At 73.3% G+C, this 15809-nt stretch carries 14 protein-coding genes and 3 tRNA genes; 9 read left to right on the top strand and 8 right to left on the bottom strand.

The genetic code is table 11. From position 1 onward, the window contains the following. Nucleotides 1–112 precede the first annotated feature (112 nt). Nucleotides 113–364, top strand: a complete 252-nt coding sequence (locus ACF053_RS11525; protein WP_058942884.1) for a DUF3073 domain-containing protein — start codon at nucleotides 113–115, stop codon at nucleotides 362–364. A gap of 57 nt (nucleotides 365–421) precedes the next feature. On the opposite strand, the gene purM is transcribed toward ACF053_RS11525, so the two are convergent. The 7 genes from purM to purS all read right to left on the bottom strand — a co-directional run bounded on the left by purM (nucleotide 422) and on the right by purS (nucleotide 8489). Continuing rightward, complete coding sequence (gene purM, locus ACF053_RS11520) at nucleotides 422–1504, bottom strand: phosphoribosylformylglycinamidine cyclo-ligase (RefSeq protein ID WP_391953658.1); 1083 nt, start codon at nucleotides 1502–1504, stop codon at nucleotides 422–424. Between the two features lie 42 nt (nucleotides 1505–1546). Then, the gene (purF, locus tag ACF053_RS11515; RefSeq protein ID WP_391953657.1) at nucleotides 1547–3073 is read right to left on the bottom strand and encodes an amidophosphoribosyltransferase; all 1527 of its coding nucleotides are present in this window, start codon (nucleotides 3071–3073) and stop codon (nucleotides 1547–1549) included. Between the two features lie 151 nt (nucleotides 3074–3224). Beyond that, a complete protein-coding gene (locus tag ACF053_RS11510) occupies nucleotides 3225–4016 on the bottom strand; it encodes an META domain-containing protein (RefSeq protein WP_391953656.1) in 792 nt (263 codons plus the stop codon). Between the two features lie 301 nt (nucleotides 4017–4317). Continuing rightward, a complete protein-coding gene (locus tag ACF053_RS11505) occupies nucleotides 4318–5121 on the bottom strand; it encodes a maleylpyruvate isomerase family mycothiol-dependent enzyme (protein WP_391953655.1) in 804 nt (267 codons plus the stop codon). 193 nt (nucleotides 5122–5314) lie between these two features. Then, a complete protein-coding gene (purL, locus tag ACF053_RS11500) occupies nucleotides 5315–7564 on the bottom strand; it encodes a phosphoribosylformylglycinamidine synthase subunit PurL (RefSeq protein WP_391953654.1) in 2250 nt (749 codons plus the stop codon). Next, the gene (gene purQ, locus ACF053_RS11495) at nucleotides 7564–8244 is read right to left on the bottom strand and encodes a phosphoribosylformylglycinamidine synthase subunit PurQ (RefSeq protein WP_391953653.1); all 681 of its coding nucleotides are present in this window, start codon (nucleotides 8242–8244) and stop codon (nucleotides 7564–7566) included. Before purQ ends, purL begins: the two co-directional genes overlap by 1 nt. Further along, the gene (purS, locus tag ACF053_RS11490) at nucleotides 8241–8489 is read right to left on the bottom strand and encodes a phosphoribosylformylglycinamidine synthase subunit PurS (protein ID WP_345690819.1); all 249 of its coding nucleotides are present in this window, start codon (nucleotides 8487–8489) and stop codon (nucleotides 8241–8243) included. Before purS ends, purQ begins: the two co-directional genes overlap by 4 nt. Before the next feature lie 395 nt (nucleotides 8490–8884). Here purS and ACF053_RS11485 point away from each other — a divergent pair, with 395 nt between their 5' ends. The 8 genes from ACF053_RS11485 (at nucleotide 8885) to ACF053_RS11450 (ending at nucleotide 14635) form a co-directional block, all read left to right on the top strand. Beyond that, nucleotides 8885–9217 (top strand): histone-like nucleoid-structuring protein Lsr2, encoded by a 333-nt coding sequence (locus tag ACF053_RS11485; RefSeq protein WP_391953652.1) that lies wholly within the window; start codon nucleotides 8885–8887, stop codon nucleotides 9215–9217. Nucleotides 9218–9903: 686 nt separating this feature from the next. Next, nucleotides 9904–9978: transfer RNA gene (locus ACF053_RS11480), tRNA-Gly, on the top strand. Between the two features lie 76 nt (nucleotides 9979–10054). Then, a tRNA-Gly gene (locus tag ACF053_RS11475) sits at nucleotides 10055–10127 on the top strand. Nucleotides 10128–10289: 162 nt separating this feature from the next. Next, the gene (locus ACF053_RS11470) at nucleotides 10290–11345 is read left to right on the top strand and encodes an ABC transporter ATP-binding protein (protein ID WP_391953651.1); all 1056 of its coding nucleotides are present in this window, start codon (nucleotides 10290–10292) and stop codon (nucleotides 11343–11345) included. A 1-nt stretch (nucleotide 11346) separates the two neighbouring features. After that, nucleotides 11347–12141, top strand: a complete 795-nt coding sequence (locus ACF053_RS11465; RefSeq protein ID WP_391953650.1) for an ABC transporter permease — start codon at nucleotides 11347–11349, stop codon at nucleotides 12139–12141. Between the two features lie 24 nt (nucleotides 12142–12165). After that, nucleotides 12166–13932 carry a histidine kinase gene (locus ACF053_RS11460; RefSeq protein ID WP_391953649.1) on the top strand — a complete coding sequence of 589 codons (1767 nt, stop codon included), beginning with the start codon at nucleotides 12166–12168 and terminating at the stop codon, nucleotides 13930–13932. Beyond that, complete coding sequence (locus ACF053_RS11455) at nucleotides 13932–14540, top strand: response regulator (protein WP_391953648.1); 609 nt, start codon at nucleotides 13932–13934, stop codon at nucleotides 14538–14540. The genes ACF053_RS11460 and ACF053_RS11455 overlap by 1 nt, the downstream gene beginning before the upstream one ends. A 22-nt stretch (nucleotides 14541–14562) precedes the next feature. After that, nucleotides 14563–14635 (top strand) — tRNA-Gly (locus ACF053_RS11450). 208 nt (nucleotides 14636–14843) lie between these two features. On the opposite strand, the gene ACF053_RS11445 is transcribed toward ACF053_RS11450, so the two are convergent. Continuing rightward, nucleotides 14844–15743 (bottom strand): phosphoribosylaminoimidazolesuccinocarboxamide synthase, encoded by a 900-nt coding sequence (locus tag ACF053_RS11445; protein ID WP_391953647.1) that lies wholly within the window; start codon nucleotides 15741–15743, stop codon nucleotides 14844–14846. Nucleotides 15744–15809 lie beyond the last annotated feature (66 nt).

The following is a 15809-nucleotide window of genomic DNA, read 5'->3' as shown; positions in this document are numbered from 1 at the left end:
CAGGTACCGTTGAAGCCCACGGGCCGGTCTCTCCACGGGGAGTCCGTTCCGCATCATGAACGCGTGTCAAGACTCTGGGGCCGTCGAGCCCCGTCACCGAGGGGGTCGAGCCATGGGGCGCGGCCGGGCCAAGGCCAAGCAGACGAAGGTCGCCCGCCAGCTGAAGTACAACAGCGGTGGGACTGACCTCGCACGGCTGGCCAGCGAGCTGGGCGCATCGACTTCGAGTCAGCCTCCGAACGGAGAGCCGTTCGAGGACGACGACGAGGAAGACGACCCGTACGCCCGCTACGCGGAGCTGTACAACGACGACGATGACGGGGACGACGAGTCCGGTCCGTCATCGCAGCGTCGCGGCGCTTGACGCCCGCACACTCTCCACCCGGTCCGGGGCCCGCCCCGGACCGGGTTTCTGCGCTGCTCAGCTCGCGTAGTCACCCGTGAGGGCGGCGCCGGTCGAGTGGTCGCCGCGCTCGGTGATCTCACCGGCGACCCAGGCGTCGAGGTTCCGGTCGGCGAGGGTCGTCAGGGCCACGTCGACGGAGTCGGCGGGGACGACGGCCATCATGCCGACCCCCATGTTCAGGGTCTTCTCCAGCTCCAGCCGCTCCACCCGACCGGCCGTGCCGACCAGGTCGAAGATCGCGCCGGGGGCCCAGGTCGACCGGTCGACCGTGGCGTGCAGGTGGTCGGGGACGACCCGCGCCAGGTTCGCGGCGAGGCCGCCGCCGGTGATGTGGCTGAAGGCGTGGACGTCCGTGGTGCGGGTGAGCGCGAGGCAGTCCAGCGAGTAGATCCTCGTCGGCTCCAGCAGCTCCTCGCCGAGGGTCCGGCCGAGCTCGTCGACCTGCTGCTCCAGGGCCATGCCGGCCCGGTCGAAGAGCACGTGGCGGACGAGCGAGTACCCGTTGGAGTGAAGACCCGACGACGCCATGGCGATGACGACGTCACCCGTACGGATGCGATCGGCGCCGAGCAGGCGGTCCGCCTCGACGACACCGGTGCCGGCGCCGGCGACGTCGAAGTCGTCGGGGCCGAGGAGGCCGGGGTGCTCGGCGGTCTCGCCGCCGACCAGGGCGCAGCCGGCGAGGACGCAGCCCTCGGCGATGCCCTTGACGATGCCGGCGACCCGCTCGGGGTGCACCTTGCCGACGCAGATGTAGTCCGTCATGAAGAGCGGTTCGGCGCCGCAGACCACGATGTCGTCCATGACCATCGCGACCAGGTCGTGGCCGATGGTGTCGTACACGCCCATGCGGCGGGCGATGTCGACCTTCGTGCCGACGCCGTCGGTGGCGGAGGCGAGGAGGGGGCGCTCGTAGCGCTTGAGGGCGGAGGCGTCGAAGAGGCCGGCGAACCCGCCGAGGCCGCCGAGGACCTCCGGGCGCTGCGTCTTGCGCACCCACTCCTTCATCAGCTCGACGGCGCGGTCGCCCGCCTCGATGTCGACGCCCGCGGCGGCATAGCTGGCGCCGCCGCCCGTGGCACTGGTGGCCTGAGACATGGCTACAGAACTTTCGTGTCGTACAGCGGGGGTGGGGGGTGCCTACGGGCGGCGGAGGGCGTCGGCGGCGGCCGTGGCGGCCGGGCCCGCGGCGAGCTCCGTCTCCAGCAGCTGCTTGCCGAGCAGCTCGGGGTCGGGCAGCTCCATCGGGTACTCGCCGTCGAAACAGGCGCGGCAGAGGTTCGGCTTGGCGATCGTGGTCGCCTCGATCATGCCGTCGAGCGAGATGTACGCGAGCGAGTCGGCGCCCAGGGACTTGCCGATCTCGTCGACCGTCATGCCGTTGGCGATCAGCTCGGCGCGGGTGGCGAAGTCGATGCCGAAGAAGCACGGCCACTTCACCGGCGGGGACGAGATCCGGATGTGGACCTCGGCGGCGCCCGCCTCGCGGAGCATCCGTACCAGCGCGCGCTGGGTGTTGCCGCGGACGATCGAGTCGTCGACGACGACCAGGCGCTTGCCCCTGATGACTTCCTTCAGGGGGTTCAGCTTGAGGCGGATGCCCAGCTGGCGGATGGTCTGGGACGGCTGGATGAAGGTCCGGCCGACGTACGCGTTCTTGACCAGACCGGCGCCGAAGGGGATGCCGCTCGCCTCGGCGTAGCCGATCGCCGCGGGCGTGCCTGACTCCGGCGTCGCTATGACGAGGTCCGCCTCGGCCGGGGCCTCGGCGGCGAGCTTCCGCCCCATCTCCACACGGGAGAGGTAGACGTTCCGGCCGGCGATGTCCGTGTCGGGACGGGCCAGGTACACGTACTCGAAGACACAGCCCTTGGGCTTCGCTTCCGCGAATCGGGAGGTGCGGATGCCGTTCTCGTCGATCGCGATCATCTCGCCCGGCTCGACCTCGCGGACGTAGCTGGCGCCGCAGATGTCGAGGGCGGCGGACTCGGAGGCGACGACCCAGCCGCGCTCCAGCCGGCCGAGGACCAGCGGGCGGATGCCCTGCGGGTCGCGGGCGGCGTAGAGGGTGTGCTCGTCCATGAAGACGAGGGAGAAGGCGCCCTGGACCTTGGGGAGGACCGCGGCGGCGGCCTCCTCGACGGTCAGCGGCTTGCCGTCGGCGTCGACCTGCCCCGCGAGGAGCGCGGTGACGAGGTCGGTGTCGTTGGTGGCCGCCACCTGGGTGGAGCGGCCGTCCTTCTTGGGCAGGTCGGCGACGAGCCCGGCGAGCTCGGCCGTGTTGACCAGGTTGCCGTTGTGCCCGAGGGCGATGGAGCCGTTCGCCGTGGCCCGGAAAGTGGGCTGGGCGTTCTCCCAGACGGAGGCCCCGGTGGTCGAGTAGCGGGCGTGACCGACCGCGATGTGACCCTGGAGCGAGCTGAGGGAAGTCTCGTCGAAGACCTGGGAAACCAGGCCCATGTCCTTGAAGACGAGGATCTGGGAGCCGTTGCTTACCGCGATTCCCGCGGATTCCTGACCCCGATGCTGGAGGGCGTAGAGCCCGAAGTACGTGAGCTTTGCGACCTCTTCGCCCGGAGCCCAGACACCGAAGACGCCGCAAGCGTCCTGGGGGCCTTTTTCGCCGGGAAGCAGATCGTGATTGAGTCGACCGTCACCACGTGGCACACCACCGAGTGTAGGCGAGATCGACCACTGGTCCGAATGGGGCCGTCCCGCCCCCGCGGGGCGCGGGCGGGACGGGGCCCCTGACCAGGCGGCCTTTCGCCGCTCCCGGGAGCCCCGCGGCCCCGCCCGCGGTGTGACGGACCTCGCACCCCTACCGGGCCGTGGCCCGCGCGGCGAATCCGGAGCCGTCCTGCGCGGTGACCGTGAGTGCCCGGTGCTGGATCCGGAACGTCACGGTCCCGCTGCTCAGCGTCCCGTACAGGTGCTGTTCCAGCTCCATCTGCGGCTTGGTGCACATCTTGCGGGTGACGGCGAGGGGGCCGAACGTCAGCTTCCCGGAGCCGGTCTTCACGGTGGCGGTGAAGTTGTTGCAGCCGAGGTTGCCGCGCGCGGTGCCGTCGTCGGCGACCGTCAGGTGCGCCCGGCCCTCGGTGCCGGCGGGCAGTGACGTGGCCGTCTTCCCCTCCAGGAGCGAGTCGACGTGCCAGGTGGTGCCGGCGAGGGGCGCGGCGGGCTGCTCGGTGAGGGCGATGGTGTCGCCGTCCGGGGTGGTGAGGGTGAGGCGGTCGTCGTCGAGCCGGGCCTCCAGCCGGCCGGTGAACGCCTTGAGGAAGGCGTTCTCGAAGCCCTGTACCGGCCCGTCGCAGGCCATCTGGGTGCGGGTGCTCCTGCCGACGGTGACGGTGTCGCCGTCGACGGTCGCCGCGGCGGTGAAGCTGTTGCACCCGGCGTTGCCCGCCGAGCGCCCGCCCGGCTGGAATTCGACGTACGCGGTGGGGGCCGGGGAGGCCGTCCTGCGGCCGTCCACGGTGAGGGAGTCGACCGTCCAGTGCACACCGGTGACGGGGATGTCGGGGCGCTCGCCGGGGCCCTCGGTGGTGGCGCAGCCGGCGAGCGCGACGGCGGCGGCCAGGGCGGGGAGGAGAGTCTTCGTGGTCCGCATGCGGATGTGACGGGCGGGGACGCGCGTCGGTTCCGCCCCCTGCGCCCCTGGGGTCTTCCGGTGGCCCGGGCGCCCCGGGGACCCCGCGGGGCCTCGCACGACGCCTGGGACCCGTACGACGGGCGGCCAGGGGCTGGTGCACGGGGCCGCGCGGGGCACGGCCGGGCGCCCGGGGCGGGCCCCTGGAGCCCTCCCCGCGGGCCACGGGACGCCCCTGGAGGGGAGCCCGGGGGTGGACGGCGTCGGAGGGGCCCGGGTGGCGCGTCGGAGGGGCCCGCGGCCCCGGGTCGACGCCGGCGGGTCAGCCGAGGACGGGGAGCCAGACGGCCAGGTCGGCGCGCTCACCGCTGGCGCGCACGTGGGCCGCGTCGACCGCCTCCGCCCACGAGGTGCGGCCCGTGGCGAGCCGGGTCCAGGTGAGCGGGTCGGTCTCGACGACGTTCGGCGGTGTGCCGCGGGTGTGCCGGGGGCCCTCCACGCACTGCACGACGGCGTGGGGCGGTACCCGCAGCTCCACGGAGCCGCCCGGTGCCTTGAGGGCGAGGGCGTCGGCGAGGACGCGGGTGCAGGTGGCGAGGGCCTGCCGGTCGTGCGGGACGGCCAGCCCGGTCGCGGCGTTGAGGTCGTCGGTGTGCACGGTCAGCTCGACCGTGCGGGTCACGAGGAAGTCGGCCAGCGGCATGCCGCCGAAGCGCGTCACGATCAGCCGGTCGCCGGGCGCGTCCGCCAGCGCGGCGGCGAACTCCTCGGCGGTGCGGGCGTACAGCTCCGGCAGCCCGTCGGGTCCGACGGCCGCCTCGGCGAGTTCGCGGGTGTCCTCGTCCACGGCGGCGGCGTACTGCCGGGTGGCGGCGGGCCAGTCGAGGAGGACCACGTCCCGGACGGACGGCTCGGGCGCCGCCACGCCGCGGATGACGGACCGGAGCACCATGGCGACGTGCGCGGCCAGTTCGCGTACGGTCCACTCGCCCAGCCGCGTCGGCAGGGCGAGTTGCTCCGGGGTGAGCCGTGCGACGCCCTCGTGGACGTGCGCGAACTGCGCCGTGACCGCGGCGCGGGTCTTCGCGGGGTCGTAGCTGCGGGGGCGCTTCCTCGGCTGTGGCATGCCCCGAGGCTACCGGCGCACCACCCCGTACGGCGCGGTCGGGCGCGGGTGTTGGGGCAGCCCGGCGTCCCGCGGCCCCGGCCCGCGGCGACCCGGCCGACAGCCCCGGCGCCCGACGGCGCCGGCGCCCGGCGCCCCGCCGCGCGGGGGCGGCGGGGCGGACGGGACAGCGGGCGGCGGGACGGGGCGGGTCTCAGGCCAGCAGGCCCGGGATGGTCGCCTCGTGGGCCGTGCGGAGCTCGTCCAGCGGGATGCCGAACTGTCCCTGGACGTCGATCGTGTCGCCGTCCACGACACCGATGCGGGTCGCGGGCAGGCCGCGCGCGCCGCACATGTCGGTGAAGCGGAGCTCCTCGCTGCGCGGGACGGCGACGACCGCGCGGCCCGCCGACTCGCTGAAGAGGAACGTGAACGCGTCGAGCCCGTCCGGGACGACGAGCCGGGCGCCCTTCCCGCCGCGCAGGCACGACTCGACGACGGCCTGGACGAGTCCGCCGTCGGACAGGTCGTGCGCCGCGTCGACCATGCCGTCGCGCGAGGCGGAGATGAGGATCTCGCCCAGCAGCTTCTCGCGGTCGAGGTCCACCTTCGGCGGCAGACCGCCGAGGTGCCCGTGGACGACCTCGGACCAGGCCGAGCCGCCGAACTCCTCACGCGTGTCGCCCAGCAGGTACAGGAGGTGGCCCTCCTCGGCGAAGGCGATGGGCGTGCGGCGGGTCACGTCGTCGATCACGCCGAGGACGGCGACGACCGGCGTCGGGTGGATGGCGGTGTCACCGGTCTGGTTGTACAGCGAGACGTTGCCACCGGTCACCGGCGTGCCGAGCTGGAGGCAGCCGTCCGCGAGGCCGCGGGTGGCCTCGGCGAACTGCCACATGACGGCCGGGTCCTCGGGCGAACCGAAGTTCAGGCAGTCGGAGATGGCGAGCGGCCGGGCGCCGGAGGCGGCGACGTTGCGGTACGACTCCGCCAGCGCGAGCTGCGCGCCCGCGTACGGGTCGAGCTTGGCGTACCGGCCGTTGCCGTCGGTGGCGATGGCCACGCCGAGGTTGGTCTCCGCGTCGATGCGGATCATGCCGGAGTCCTCGGGCTGGGCGAGGACGGTGTTGCCCTGCACGAACCGGTCGTACTGGTCGGTGATCCACGCCTTGGAGGCCTGGTTCGGGTGGGCGACCAGCTTCAGGACCTGCTCGCGCAGCTCCTCCGCCGTGGCGGGCCGGGGCAGCGCGTTCGCGTCGTCCGCCTGGAGGGCGTCCTGCCACGCGGGACGCTCGTACGGGCGGTGGTACGTCGGGCCCTCGTGGGCGACCGTGCCCGGGGGCACGTCCACGATCTGCTCGCCGTGCCAGAAGATCTCCAGGCGCTCGCCGTCGGTCACCTCACCGATGACGGTGGCGATGACGTCCCACTTCTCGCAGATCTCCAGGAAGCGGTCGACGTGCTGCGGCTCGACGATCGCGCACATGCGCTCCTGCGACTCGCTCATGAGGATCTCCTCCGGCGAGAGCGAAGCGTCGCGCAGCGGCACGGTGTCCAGCTCGACCCGCATGCCGCCGGTGCCGGCGGAGGCGAGCTCGCTCGTGGCGCAGGACAGGCCGGCGCCACCGAGGTCCTGGATGCCCGCGACGAGCTTCTCCCGGAAGATCTCCAGGGTGCACTCGATGAGGAGCTTCTCCTGGAAGGGGTCGCCGACCTGGACGGCGGGCCGCTTGGTGGGCTTCGTGTCGTCGAAGGTCTCGGACGCGAGGACCGAGACGCCGCCGATGCCGTCGCCGCCGGTGCGGGCGCCGTAGAGGATGACCTTGTTGCCGGGGCCCGAGGCCTTGGCGAGGTGGATGTCCTCGTGCTTCATCACGCCGATGCAGCCGGCGTTGACCAGGGGGTTGCCCTGGTAGCAGGAGTCGAAGACGACCTCGCCGCCGATGTTGGGCAGGCCCAGGCAGTTGCCGTAGCCGCCGATGCCGGCGACGACGCCCGGCAGGACGCGCTTGGTGTCGGGGTGGTCGGCGGCGCCGAAGCGCAGCGGGTCGACCACCGCGACGGGACGGGCGCCCATGGCGAGGATGTCGCGGACGATGCCGCCGACGCCGGTGGCGGCGCCCTGGTAGGGCTCGATGTACGAGGGGTGGTTGTGCGACTCGACCTTGAAGGTCACCGCGTACCCCTGGCCGACGTCGACGACGCCGGCGTTCTCGCCGATGCCGACGAGCATGGCGTCGGACTGCGGCTTCTTCTCGCTGAACTGCTTCAGGTGGACCTTGCTGCTCTTGTACGAGCAGTGCTCGGACCACATGACGGAGTACATCGCCAGCTCGGCGCCGGTCGGGCGGCGGCCGAGGATCTCGCGGATGCGCTCGTACTCGTCCTTCTTCAGGCCGAGTTCGGCCCACGGCTGCTCGACGTCCGGGGTCTCGGTGGCGTGCTTGACGGTGTCGAGGCTCATCAGACGTTGACCAGCTTCTTGAGGATCGAGGTGAAGAATCCGAGGCCGTCCGTGCGGCCCGTGCCGACGAGGGGCTCGACGGCGTGCTCGGGGTGCGGCATCAGGCCGACGACGTTGCCCGCGGCGTTGGTGATGCCTGCGATGTCGCGCAGCGAGCCGTTGGGGTTCACGTCGAGGTACCGGAACGCGACCCGGCCCTCGGCCTCCAGCTCGTCGAGCGTGCGCTCGTCGGCGACGTACCGGCCGTCCATGTTCTTCAGCGGGACCGAGATCTCCTGGCCCTGCTCGTAGTCGGCGGTCCAGGCGGTGCCGGCGTTCTCCACGCGCAGCTTCTGGTCGCGGCAGACGAAGTGCAGGTGGTTGTTGCGCAGCATCGCGCCGGGCAGCAGGTGTGCCTCGGTGAGGATCTGGAAGCCGTTGCAGATGCCGAGCACGGGCATGCCGGCGCGGGCCTGCTCGATGATCGTCTCCATGACCGGCGAGAACCGGGAGATCGCTCCGGCGCGGAGGTAGTCGCCGTAGCTGAAGCCGCCCGCGAGGACCACGGCGTCGACCTGGTGGAGGTCCTTGTCGCGGTGCCAGAGCGGAACCGGCTCGGCACCGGCGAGGCGGGCCGCGCGCAGGGCGTCCTGGTCGTCGAGCGTCCCGGGGAAGGTGACGACTCCGATGCGAGAGGTCACGCCTCCTCCACCTTGACGACGAAGTCCTCGATGACGGTGTTGGCAAGGAATGTTTCGGCCATCTCGTGGATGCGGGCGAGGGCGGCCTCGTCGACCGGGCCCTCCACATCCAGCTCGAAGCGCTTCCCCTGGCGGACGTCCGCGATCCCCTCGAAACCGAGGCGGGGCAGTGCACGCTGCACCGCCTGTCCCTGCGGGTCGAGGATCTCCGGCTTGAGCATGACGTCGACTACGACGCGTGCCACTGGCACTCCCGGTGGTGTGTTGCGTGGGCGGTTCCCTCAGCGTACCTGCCTACAAATTCTACGCGAGTAGATTTCCAGAGGATCCCACAAACGACCAGGGGTGATCTTGAAGGAAGACACGCGCGCACCCGGGAGGCCCGCTCCCCTCCCCGCGGCACGCGGACACGGAAGGCCGGCAACGGCACATCCGCGGGACGCCCGGGGAAAATCCCGGAAAAGAATCCGGTCCGTGCAATGCCAGGTGGACACGCGGGGAGAATTGCCGGGTCTTCCCAGTGCGGCACCCGGCGCTGTACAAAGGAAATAACACCCATGTGAATCAGGTATCGCCGCACGTCAAACGTGTCACAGAACACACATCGACGGCGGCTTACCACGGGAAGGGACCGATATCCGTGGCGCAGCGCGTAGTGGTCACGCTCACCGACGACATCGAGGGCGGGGAAGCGGCGGAAACGGTCAGGTTCGGCCTCGACGGTAAGTCGTACGAGATCGACCTCAATGAAGCCAATGCAGAGAAACTGCGCAAGGCCCTCGCCCCGTACCTCGACGCCGGCCGGAAGAAGTCCGGCGGCGGCGTCGAGAAGGCCCGCAAGCCGTTCCGGCACACCGCCGTGGACCCCGACCCGGCGGCCGTTCGCGCCTGGGCGCAGTCCAACAAGCTGGACGTCCCGGCGCGCGGCCGCATCCCGAAGCGGGTGTACGACGCCTTCGAAGAGGCGCACTGAGACGTAGGGCGCCGGCCTGAGCCGGCGGCGGGACGCGGGCGGGGGCGGTGACGGGAGTCGCCGCCCCCGCCGCACGTCGGCGCCCGTGCGGGGCCGCCCTTGCCGGGCGCGGCCTGTGCGGGGCGTCCGGGGCGCGGCCTGTGCGGGGTGCGGCCTCCCGCCGACCGTCCCGCGCACCGCCGGGTCAGATGCGGGTCGTGCGTGCAGGGCGCCTGTGCGGGGCCGTCCGTGCGGGGCGCGGCAGGTGCGAGGCCCTTGTGCGGGGCCGTCCGTGGGGGGGCGGCCACCGATGCGGGACGAGGCCCGCTCGGGCGGCGGTCGCACGGGGCGGGCCCCCTGCGGAGGGCGGCGTTCGACGCGGGCGCTCGGCGAGGCGGGGGTCCCGGGCAGGAGCCGCACCGTGCGAGGGGAGCACTCGTACCGGCGGCGCTCGTGCGGGGCGGCAGCGCGGCGGTCGGCCGGTCGGGCCCCGGCGAGACGCCGGCGGGGGCCCGGGGGGGGGACGTTCCGTCGGGCGACGGGCCCGCCGGTCTCCCCGAAAGGCCGGCGGGGGCCGGGGAGGCACGCTCCCCGAGGCCGGCGGGAGCGGTGCCGGAGCACCGAGTTGCGCGGCACCCCCCTTGATCGGCTAAAGTCTGGAGCACGCCGAGGGGCGAGGCCGAAAAGGCCGAGACCTCACGGAGCGTGCGGGTGTAGTTCAGTAGTAGAACATCCCCCTTCCAGGGGGAAGGCGCAGTGTGCGATTCCTGTCACCCGCTCCACATCACGTACCGACCACTCCGGTGGATCAGGTACAGTGGTGTTCGCACCGCCCGGTGAAAGCCGGTCGGGAGCAATGCGGACGTGGCTCAGTTGGTAGAGCATCACCTTGCCAAGGTGAGGGTCGCGAGTTCGAATCTCGTCGTCCGCTCAGGAATGGAGACCCCGGTCAATCGACCGGGGTCTTCGCCGTTCCCGGCCCCGCATCCGGCGCCCCTACTCTCCCCTCCTCTCCGCTGCGATGACATTTGTCATCGCGAGGAGCTGACAGCGCCCACTGCCGACCGCCCCGGTCCGCGCCGAGCCTGGAACCATGACCAGCGACGACCACTCCGCCCCCGACCACGGGCCCGCCCGGAGCCACGCCGGACCCGTACCCGCCCCCGCGCCACGTCCCGGCCCCGGACCCGCGTCCCATCCCGGGACCGGACGCCGGCCCGACGACGGACCCGTCATCGAGGCGGAAGGGCTCCGCCGCCGGTACGCCGGGGGCTTCGAAGCGGTGACCGGCATCACCTTCGCCGTGGAGCGCGGGGAGATCTTCGCGCTCCTCGGCACCAACGGCGCCGGGAAGACCTCCACCGTCGAGATCCTCGAAGGGCTCGCCGCCCCCGACGGCGGCAGCGTCCGGGTGCTGGGCCACGACCCGTACCGGCAGCGCGCCGCCGTCCGGCCCCGCATCGGCGTGATGCTCCAGGAAGGCGGCTTCCCGTCCGACCTGACCGTCAGCGAGACGGTCCGCATGTGGGCCGGGTGCACCAGCGGTGCCCGGCCGACCGGTGAGGCGCTCGACATGGTCGGCCTCACCGGCCGCGCCCGCGTCCGCGTCAAGCAGCTCTCCGGCGGCGAACGGCGGCGGCTCGACCTGGCGCTCGCCCTGCTGGGCCGGCCCGACGTGCTGTTCCTCGACGAGCCCACCACCGGACTCGACGCCGAGGGCCGCCGCGACACCTGGGACCTCGTGCGCCAGCTCCGCGAGACCGGCACGACCGTGCTGCTCACCACGCACTACCTGGAAGAGGCCGAGGCCCTCGCCGACCGGCTGGCGATCATGCACGCCGGACGCGTCGTCTCCTCCGGCACTCCGGCGGAGGTGACCGCCTCCCGGCCCGCCCGGATCCGCTTCGCCCTCCCCGCCGGCGTCCCCGCCGCCCGGCTGCCGCTCTCCCTGCGCGCCGCGCAGCAGGGCGCCCGGCGCGTCGAGATCCGCACCCACGACCTCCAGCAGGCCCTGACCGACCTGCTCGGCTGGGCCCGCGACCAGGGCGTGACGCTCGACGGGCTCGACGCGCGGTCCGCCTCACTGGAGGAGGCGTTCCTGGAGATAGCGCGGTCCTCCGGGGACCGCGCCGACACGGTGGGGGTGTGACATGGCGGCGACCACCGTCCACGAGCGGCCCGGAACCACGGCCGCCGGCCGGCTCGGCGCGCTCGCGCGGGCCGAACTGACCCTCCTCGTACGCAACCGCACCTCGCTCTTCGTCACCCTCCTCATGCCACTGCTGATGGTCGGCTCGATCGGGACGAGCGTCGACCGGATCGGCGCGGAGAAGAGCGGACTGACCCTGCTCGAAGCGGTGATGACCGGCGGCGTCGGGATGGTCCTCGTCATCGTCGTCTACCTCAACCTCGTCCCCGCGTACGTCGCGCGCCGCGAGGAGCTCGTCCTCAAGCGGCTGCGCACCGGCGAGGCGACCGACCCGGAGATCCTCGTCGGGACGGCGCTGCCCTCGGTGGCGCTCACCCTCGCCCAGTGCCTGATCATGGTGGGGGCGGCGGTGGCGTTCCTCGACGTGCGGGCGCCCCGGCGGCCGGAGTTGCTCGTCGCGGGCGTCCTCGTCGGCATCGTGCTGCTCGCCGCGCTCGCCGCGGTCACCGCGGGACTGACCAGGACCGTGGAGAGCGCGCAGCTGACGACGATGCCGCTGTTCCTGGTGTCGGCGTTCGGCTCGGGACTGTTCGTCCCGCTGGAGGTGTTCCCGGAGCGGGTGCAGGACGTGTGCGCGCTGCTGCCGGTGACCGGGGTGGTGCAGCTCGTACGGGCCGGGTGGCTCGGCGGGGGCGATGCGGGGGAGCTCGTGCGGGCGGTGGTGACCGCCCTGGCCTGGACGGCCGTGTCGGTGTTTGCTGTGCGGCGGTGGTTCCGGTGGGAGCCCCGCCACTGAGCGGGACGGGGGGAGACGGGGCGCATGCCTGGACTGACCGGCTGGTGGAGCCGCAGGAGCAATCCGGAGAAGGTCGAGCTGTACACGCGGTGGACGTACCACGGGCTCGCCGGGGTGTCGGTGTTCATCTCGGGGCTGCCGGCGCTGGCCCTCGCCGTGCAGGCCGGTCCCATCGGCGGCTGGCTGTTCCTGCTGGTCGTCGTGCACACGGTGCTCGTCGCGGTCCTCGCCTCGTGGGCCCTCAGCTGGCAGCTCGGCAGGCGTGACCGCCCGCACCGGCTGATGGCCGCCGTCGCGGCGCTCACCGTGCTCGGCTGCGTCACCGTGCTCGCCCAGCGCCGGGTGGCTCCCCTGCTCGACCTCCAGATCACGATGTACATCGCCGCCGGGCTGGTCAGCTGGGGCGTCGGCGCCCTCGCCCTGTGCTCCCTGCGGACCCGCCACCTGCTCGCCCTGACGGTCGTCGCGATCGGCGGTGTCGCGGGGCTCGCCCTGGCCATGGGGCTGCCCGCCACCGCGGTCGTCGGCGTCACCGTCTCGTCCGCTTTCGGGACGGTGGTCTTCGCCGTCACCAGCGGCTTCTCCGGCTGGCTGCTGCGGGCCGTGTGGGAACTGGACGCCGCCCACCGGCTCCAGGCGCGGCTGGCCGTCACGGAGGAACGGCTCCGGTTCGCCCGCGACCTCCACGACGTCATGGGGCGCAACCTCTCGGTGATCGCCCTCAAGAGCGAGCTCGCCGTCCAGCTCGCCCGGCGCGGCGCCACCGACCGGGCCGTCACGGAGATGGCCGAGGTGCAGCGCATCGCCCAGGACTCCCAGCGGGAGGTGCGCGACGTCGTGCGCGGCTACCGCGGGGCGGACCTCCACACCGAACTGGAGGGCGCCCGCGGCGTGCTGGCCGCCGCCGGCATCGTCTGCCGCGTCGACGTGCGGGACGCCGAGGCGGTCCTGCCCGCGCCCGTGCAGTCGGCGCTCGCCTGGGTCGTCCGCGAGGCCACCACGAACGTCCTGCGGCACGGCGACGCCCGGCTCTGCGAGGTGACGGTGACGGTACCGGCGGGGAGCGACCGCGCGGTCCTCGTCATCGAGAACGACGGCGCCGCCACCACGGCGGTACCGGCCGCACCCGGGGCGGCGGGGGACGCCGGCGCGGCGGACGCGCCCGGGGCGGCGCGGGACTGGCCCGGGGCGCCGGTCGGTTCGGGGCCGTGGGGCGTTGCCGGAGCGGGCGGTGCGGCCGGAGGACCGGGCGGTGGCGAGGGGCCGGGCGGTACCGGGGTGCCGGGCGGGACCGGGCCGTCGGGCGGTACGGGGGCGGGTGGCGGAACCGGGGCGGGTGGCGGGACCGGGGTGCCGGGCGGTGTCGGGGCGGGCTGCGGCGTCGGTCGTACCGGGGCGGGCAGGACCCGCGCGCCGGAGGCACCCGGGTCGGGGCTGGCCGGGTTGCGGGAGCGGCTGGCCGCCCTGGACGGCGTGCTGGAGGCCGGGCCGGTCGACGGCGGCAGCCGGTTCCGCGTCACGGCCCGCGTACCTCTCGGCGCCGCCACGGTCGCCGCGGCGGCCGCGGTCATCGCCGGAACGGGGGCGGCCGGGACCACCGGAGCGGGGACGGCCGCGACGGCGACCGCCGGGCCGCTGACGAGGGTGGCGCCCGGCACGGCCGACGTGACCGACGTGACGGCGGCGACCGGCATGGTCCCCGCGACCGACATGGCCCCGGTGGCCGGCGCGGCCCCGGTGGCCGACGGGGCTCCCCCCGGGCGGCGGGACGACGTGGAAGGGGTCCGCTGATGACCGTACGAGTGCTGCTCGCCGACGACGAGCACCTGATCCGGGGCGCGCTCGCCGCCCTCCTCGGGCTGGAGGACGACCTGGAGGTCGTCGCCGAGGCCGCGTCCGGCCCGGAGGCGCTCGCCATGGCGCGCGTCCACCGGCCCGACGTGGCGGTGCTGGACCTCCAGATGCCGGGCGCCGACGGTGTGAGGGTCGCCACAGCGCTCCAGGCCGAACTGCCCGGCTGCCAGACCATGATCGTGACGGGGCACGGCCGCCCGGGCCACCTCAAGCGGGCCCTCACGGCCGGCGTGCGGGGATTCGTCCCGAAGACGGTCAGCGCCCAGCGGCTCGCCGAGATCATCCGCACCGTGCACGCCGGAAACCGCTACGTGGACCCGGAGTTGGCCGCCGACGCCATCTCCGCGGGCGACTCCCCGCTGACCGCGCGCGAGGCCGAGGTGCTGGAACTCGCCGCCGACGGGGCACCCGTCGCGGAGATCGCCCGCCGGGCCCACCTCTCCCCCGGGACGGTCCGCAACTACCTCTCCTCCGCCGTCTCGAAGCTCGGGGCCGAGAACCGTCATGCCGCGGTGCGTCTCGCGCGCGAGCGGGGTTGGGTATAGTGGGTCCCGCGCTACGGCGCATGCGGACGTGGCTCAGTTGGTAGAGCATCACCTTGCCAAGGTGAGGGTCGCGAGTTCGAATCTCGTCGTCCGCTCAGTGTGAAGGCCCCGGTCATCCGACCGGGGCCTTCGGCGTTCCCGCCCCGTTCCCCTCCCGGTTCCGGTTCCGGTTCCGGTTCCGTTCCCGGAGCGGATCGACCGACCGGACGGGCGCGGACCCACCCCGTGGGTGCGCCCGCGTCCGTCCGTGTGTGCCGCGTCCGGCCTTCGTACGCCCGGAACCCGTCAGGTGCGGTCGTACGGCTACCAGGCCGTGCCCGTCAGCAGCTCGTACGCCTCGATGTACTTGGCGCGCGTCGCCTCCACGACCTCGCGCGGGAGCGGCGGCGGCGGCTGCTCGCTGCGGCGGTCCCAGCCGGAGGCGGGGGACGTGAGCCAGTCCCGCACGAACTGCTTGTCGTACGAGGACTGCGCGCGGCCCGGCTCCCACTCGGCGGCCGGCCAGAAGCGCGACGAGTCCGGCGTCAGGACCTCGTCGGCCAGCACGAGGCCGCCCGCCGCGTCGTGGCCGAACTCGAACTTGGTGTCCGCGAGGATGATCCCCCGGTCCCGTGCGACGTCCCGGGCCCTGCTGTACACGGCGAGGGTCGACTGCCGCAGCTGCGCGGCGGTCTCGGCGCCGACCTGTCGGGCGACCTCCTCGTAGGAGACGTTCTCGTCGTGCTCCCCGACGGCGGCCTTCGTGGCCGGCGTGAAGATCGGGGCGGGCAGCTCCGAGCCGTCGACGAGGCCCTCGGGCAGGGCGAGGCCGCAGACCGTGCGGTTCGCCTCGTACTCGACCAGGCCGGAGCCGGTGAGGTAGCCGCGGGCCACGCACTCCACGGGGATCATCGACAGCGAGCGGCAGACCAGCGTGCGCCCCTCCCACTCCGCGGGGGCGCCCTCCGGCAGCTCCGTGGAGATGACGTGGTTGGGGATGAGGTCCGCGAGCCGGTCGAACCACCACAGGGAGAGCTGGGTGAGGACGCGCCCCTTGTCCGGGATCTCCGTGGGCAGGACCCAGTCGTACGCGGACATGCGGTCGCTGGCGACCATCACGAGGTCGCCCGCCTCGTTCCGGTACAGCTCGCGCACCTTCCCGGTGTGCAGATGCACCAGGCCCGGCACCTGAAGCGGCTCGGGCTTTTCTACGAATCCGGACACGGTTCCTCCCCGTGGTTCTGACCGATCGGTTCCGATTCTCCCGCACGCGGCGGGACGGGCCGTGGC

This window comes from Streptomyces kanasensis, from assembly GCF_043077165.1.
Lineage (GTDB): Bacteria > Actinomycetota > Actinomycetes > Streptomycetales > Streptomycetaceae > Streptomyces > Streptomyces changanensis.
The sequence above is the reverse complement of the archived record's forward strand: the minus strand, read 5'-3'. Positions and strand labels throughout refer to the sequence as shown.

What these genes read in the sequence shown, in the direction of transcription:
- ACF053_RS11525 (WP_058942884.1), top strand. Translation starts at nt 113, where the DNA reads ATGGGGCGCGGCCGGGCCAAGGCCAAGCAGACGAAGGTCGCCCGCCAG.
- purM (WP_391953658.1), bottom strand. Translation starts at nt 1,504, where the DNA reads ATGTCTCAGGCCACCAGTGCCACGGGCGGCGGCGCCAGCTATGCCGCC.
- ACF053_RS11510 (WP_391953656.1), bottom strand. Translation starts at nt 4,016, where the DNA reads ATGCGGACCACGAAGACTCTCCTCCCCGCCCTGGCCGCCGCCGTCGCG.
- ACF053_RS11505 (WP_391953655.1), bottom strand. Translation starts at nt 5,121, where the DNA reads ATGCCACAGCCGAGGAAGCGCCCCCGCAGCTACGACCCCGCGAAGACC.
- purL (WP_391953654.1), bottom strand. Translation starts at nt 7,564, where the DNA reads ATGAGCCTCGACACCGTCAAGCACGCCACCGAGACCCCGGACGTCGAG.
- ACF053_RS11470 (WP_391953651.1), top strand. Translation starts at nt 10,290, where the DNA reads ATGACCAGCGACGACCACTCCGCCCCCGACCACGGGCCCGCCCGGAGC.
- ACF053_RS11465 (WP_391953650.1), top strand. Translation starts at nt 11,347, where the DNA reads ATGGCGGCGACCACCGTCCACGAGCGGCCCGGAACCACGGCCGCCGGC.
- ACF053_RS11460 (WP_391953649.1), top strand. Translation starts at nt 12,166, where the DNA reads ATGCCTGGACTGACCGGCTGGTGGAGCCGCAGGAGCAATCCGGAGAAG.
- ACF053_RS11455 (WP_391953648.1), top strand. Translation starts at nt 13,932, where the DNA reads ATGACCGTACGAGTGCTGCTCGCCGACGACGAGCACCTGATCCGGGGC.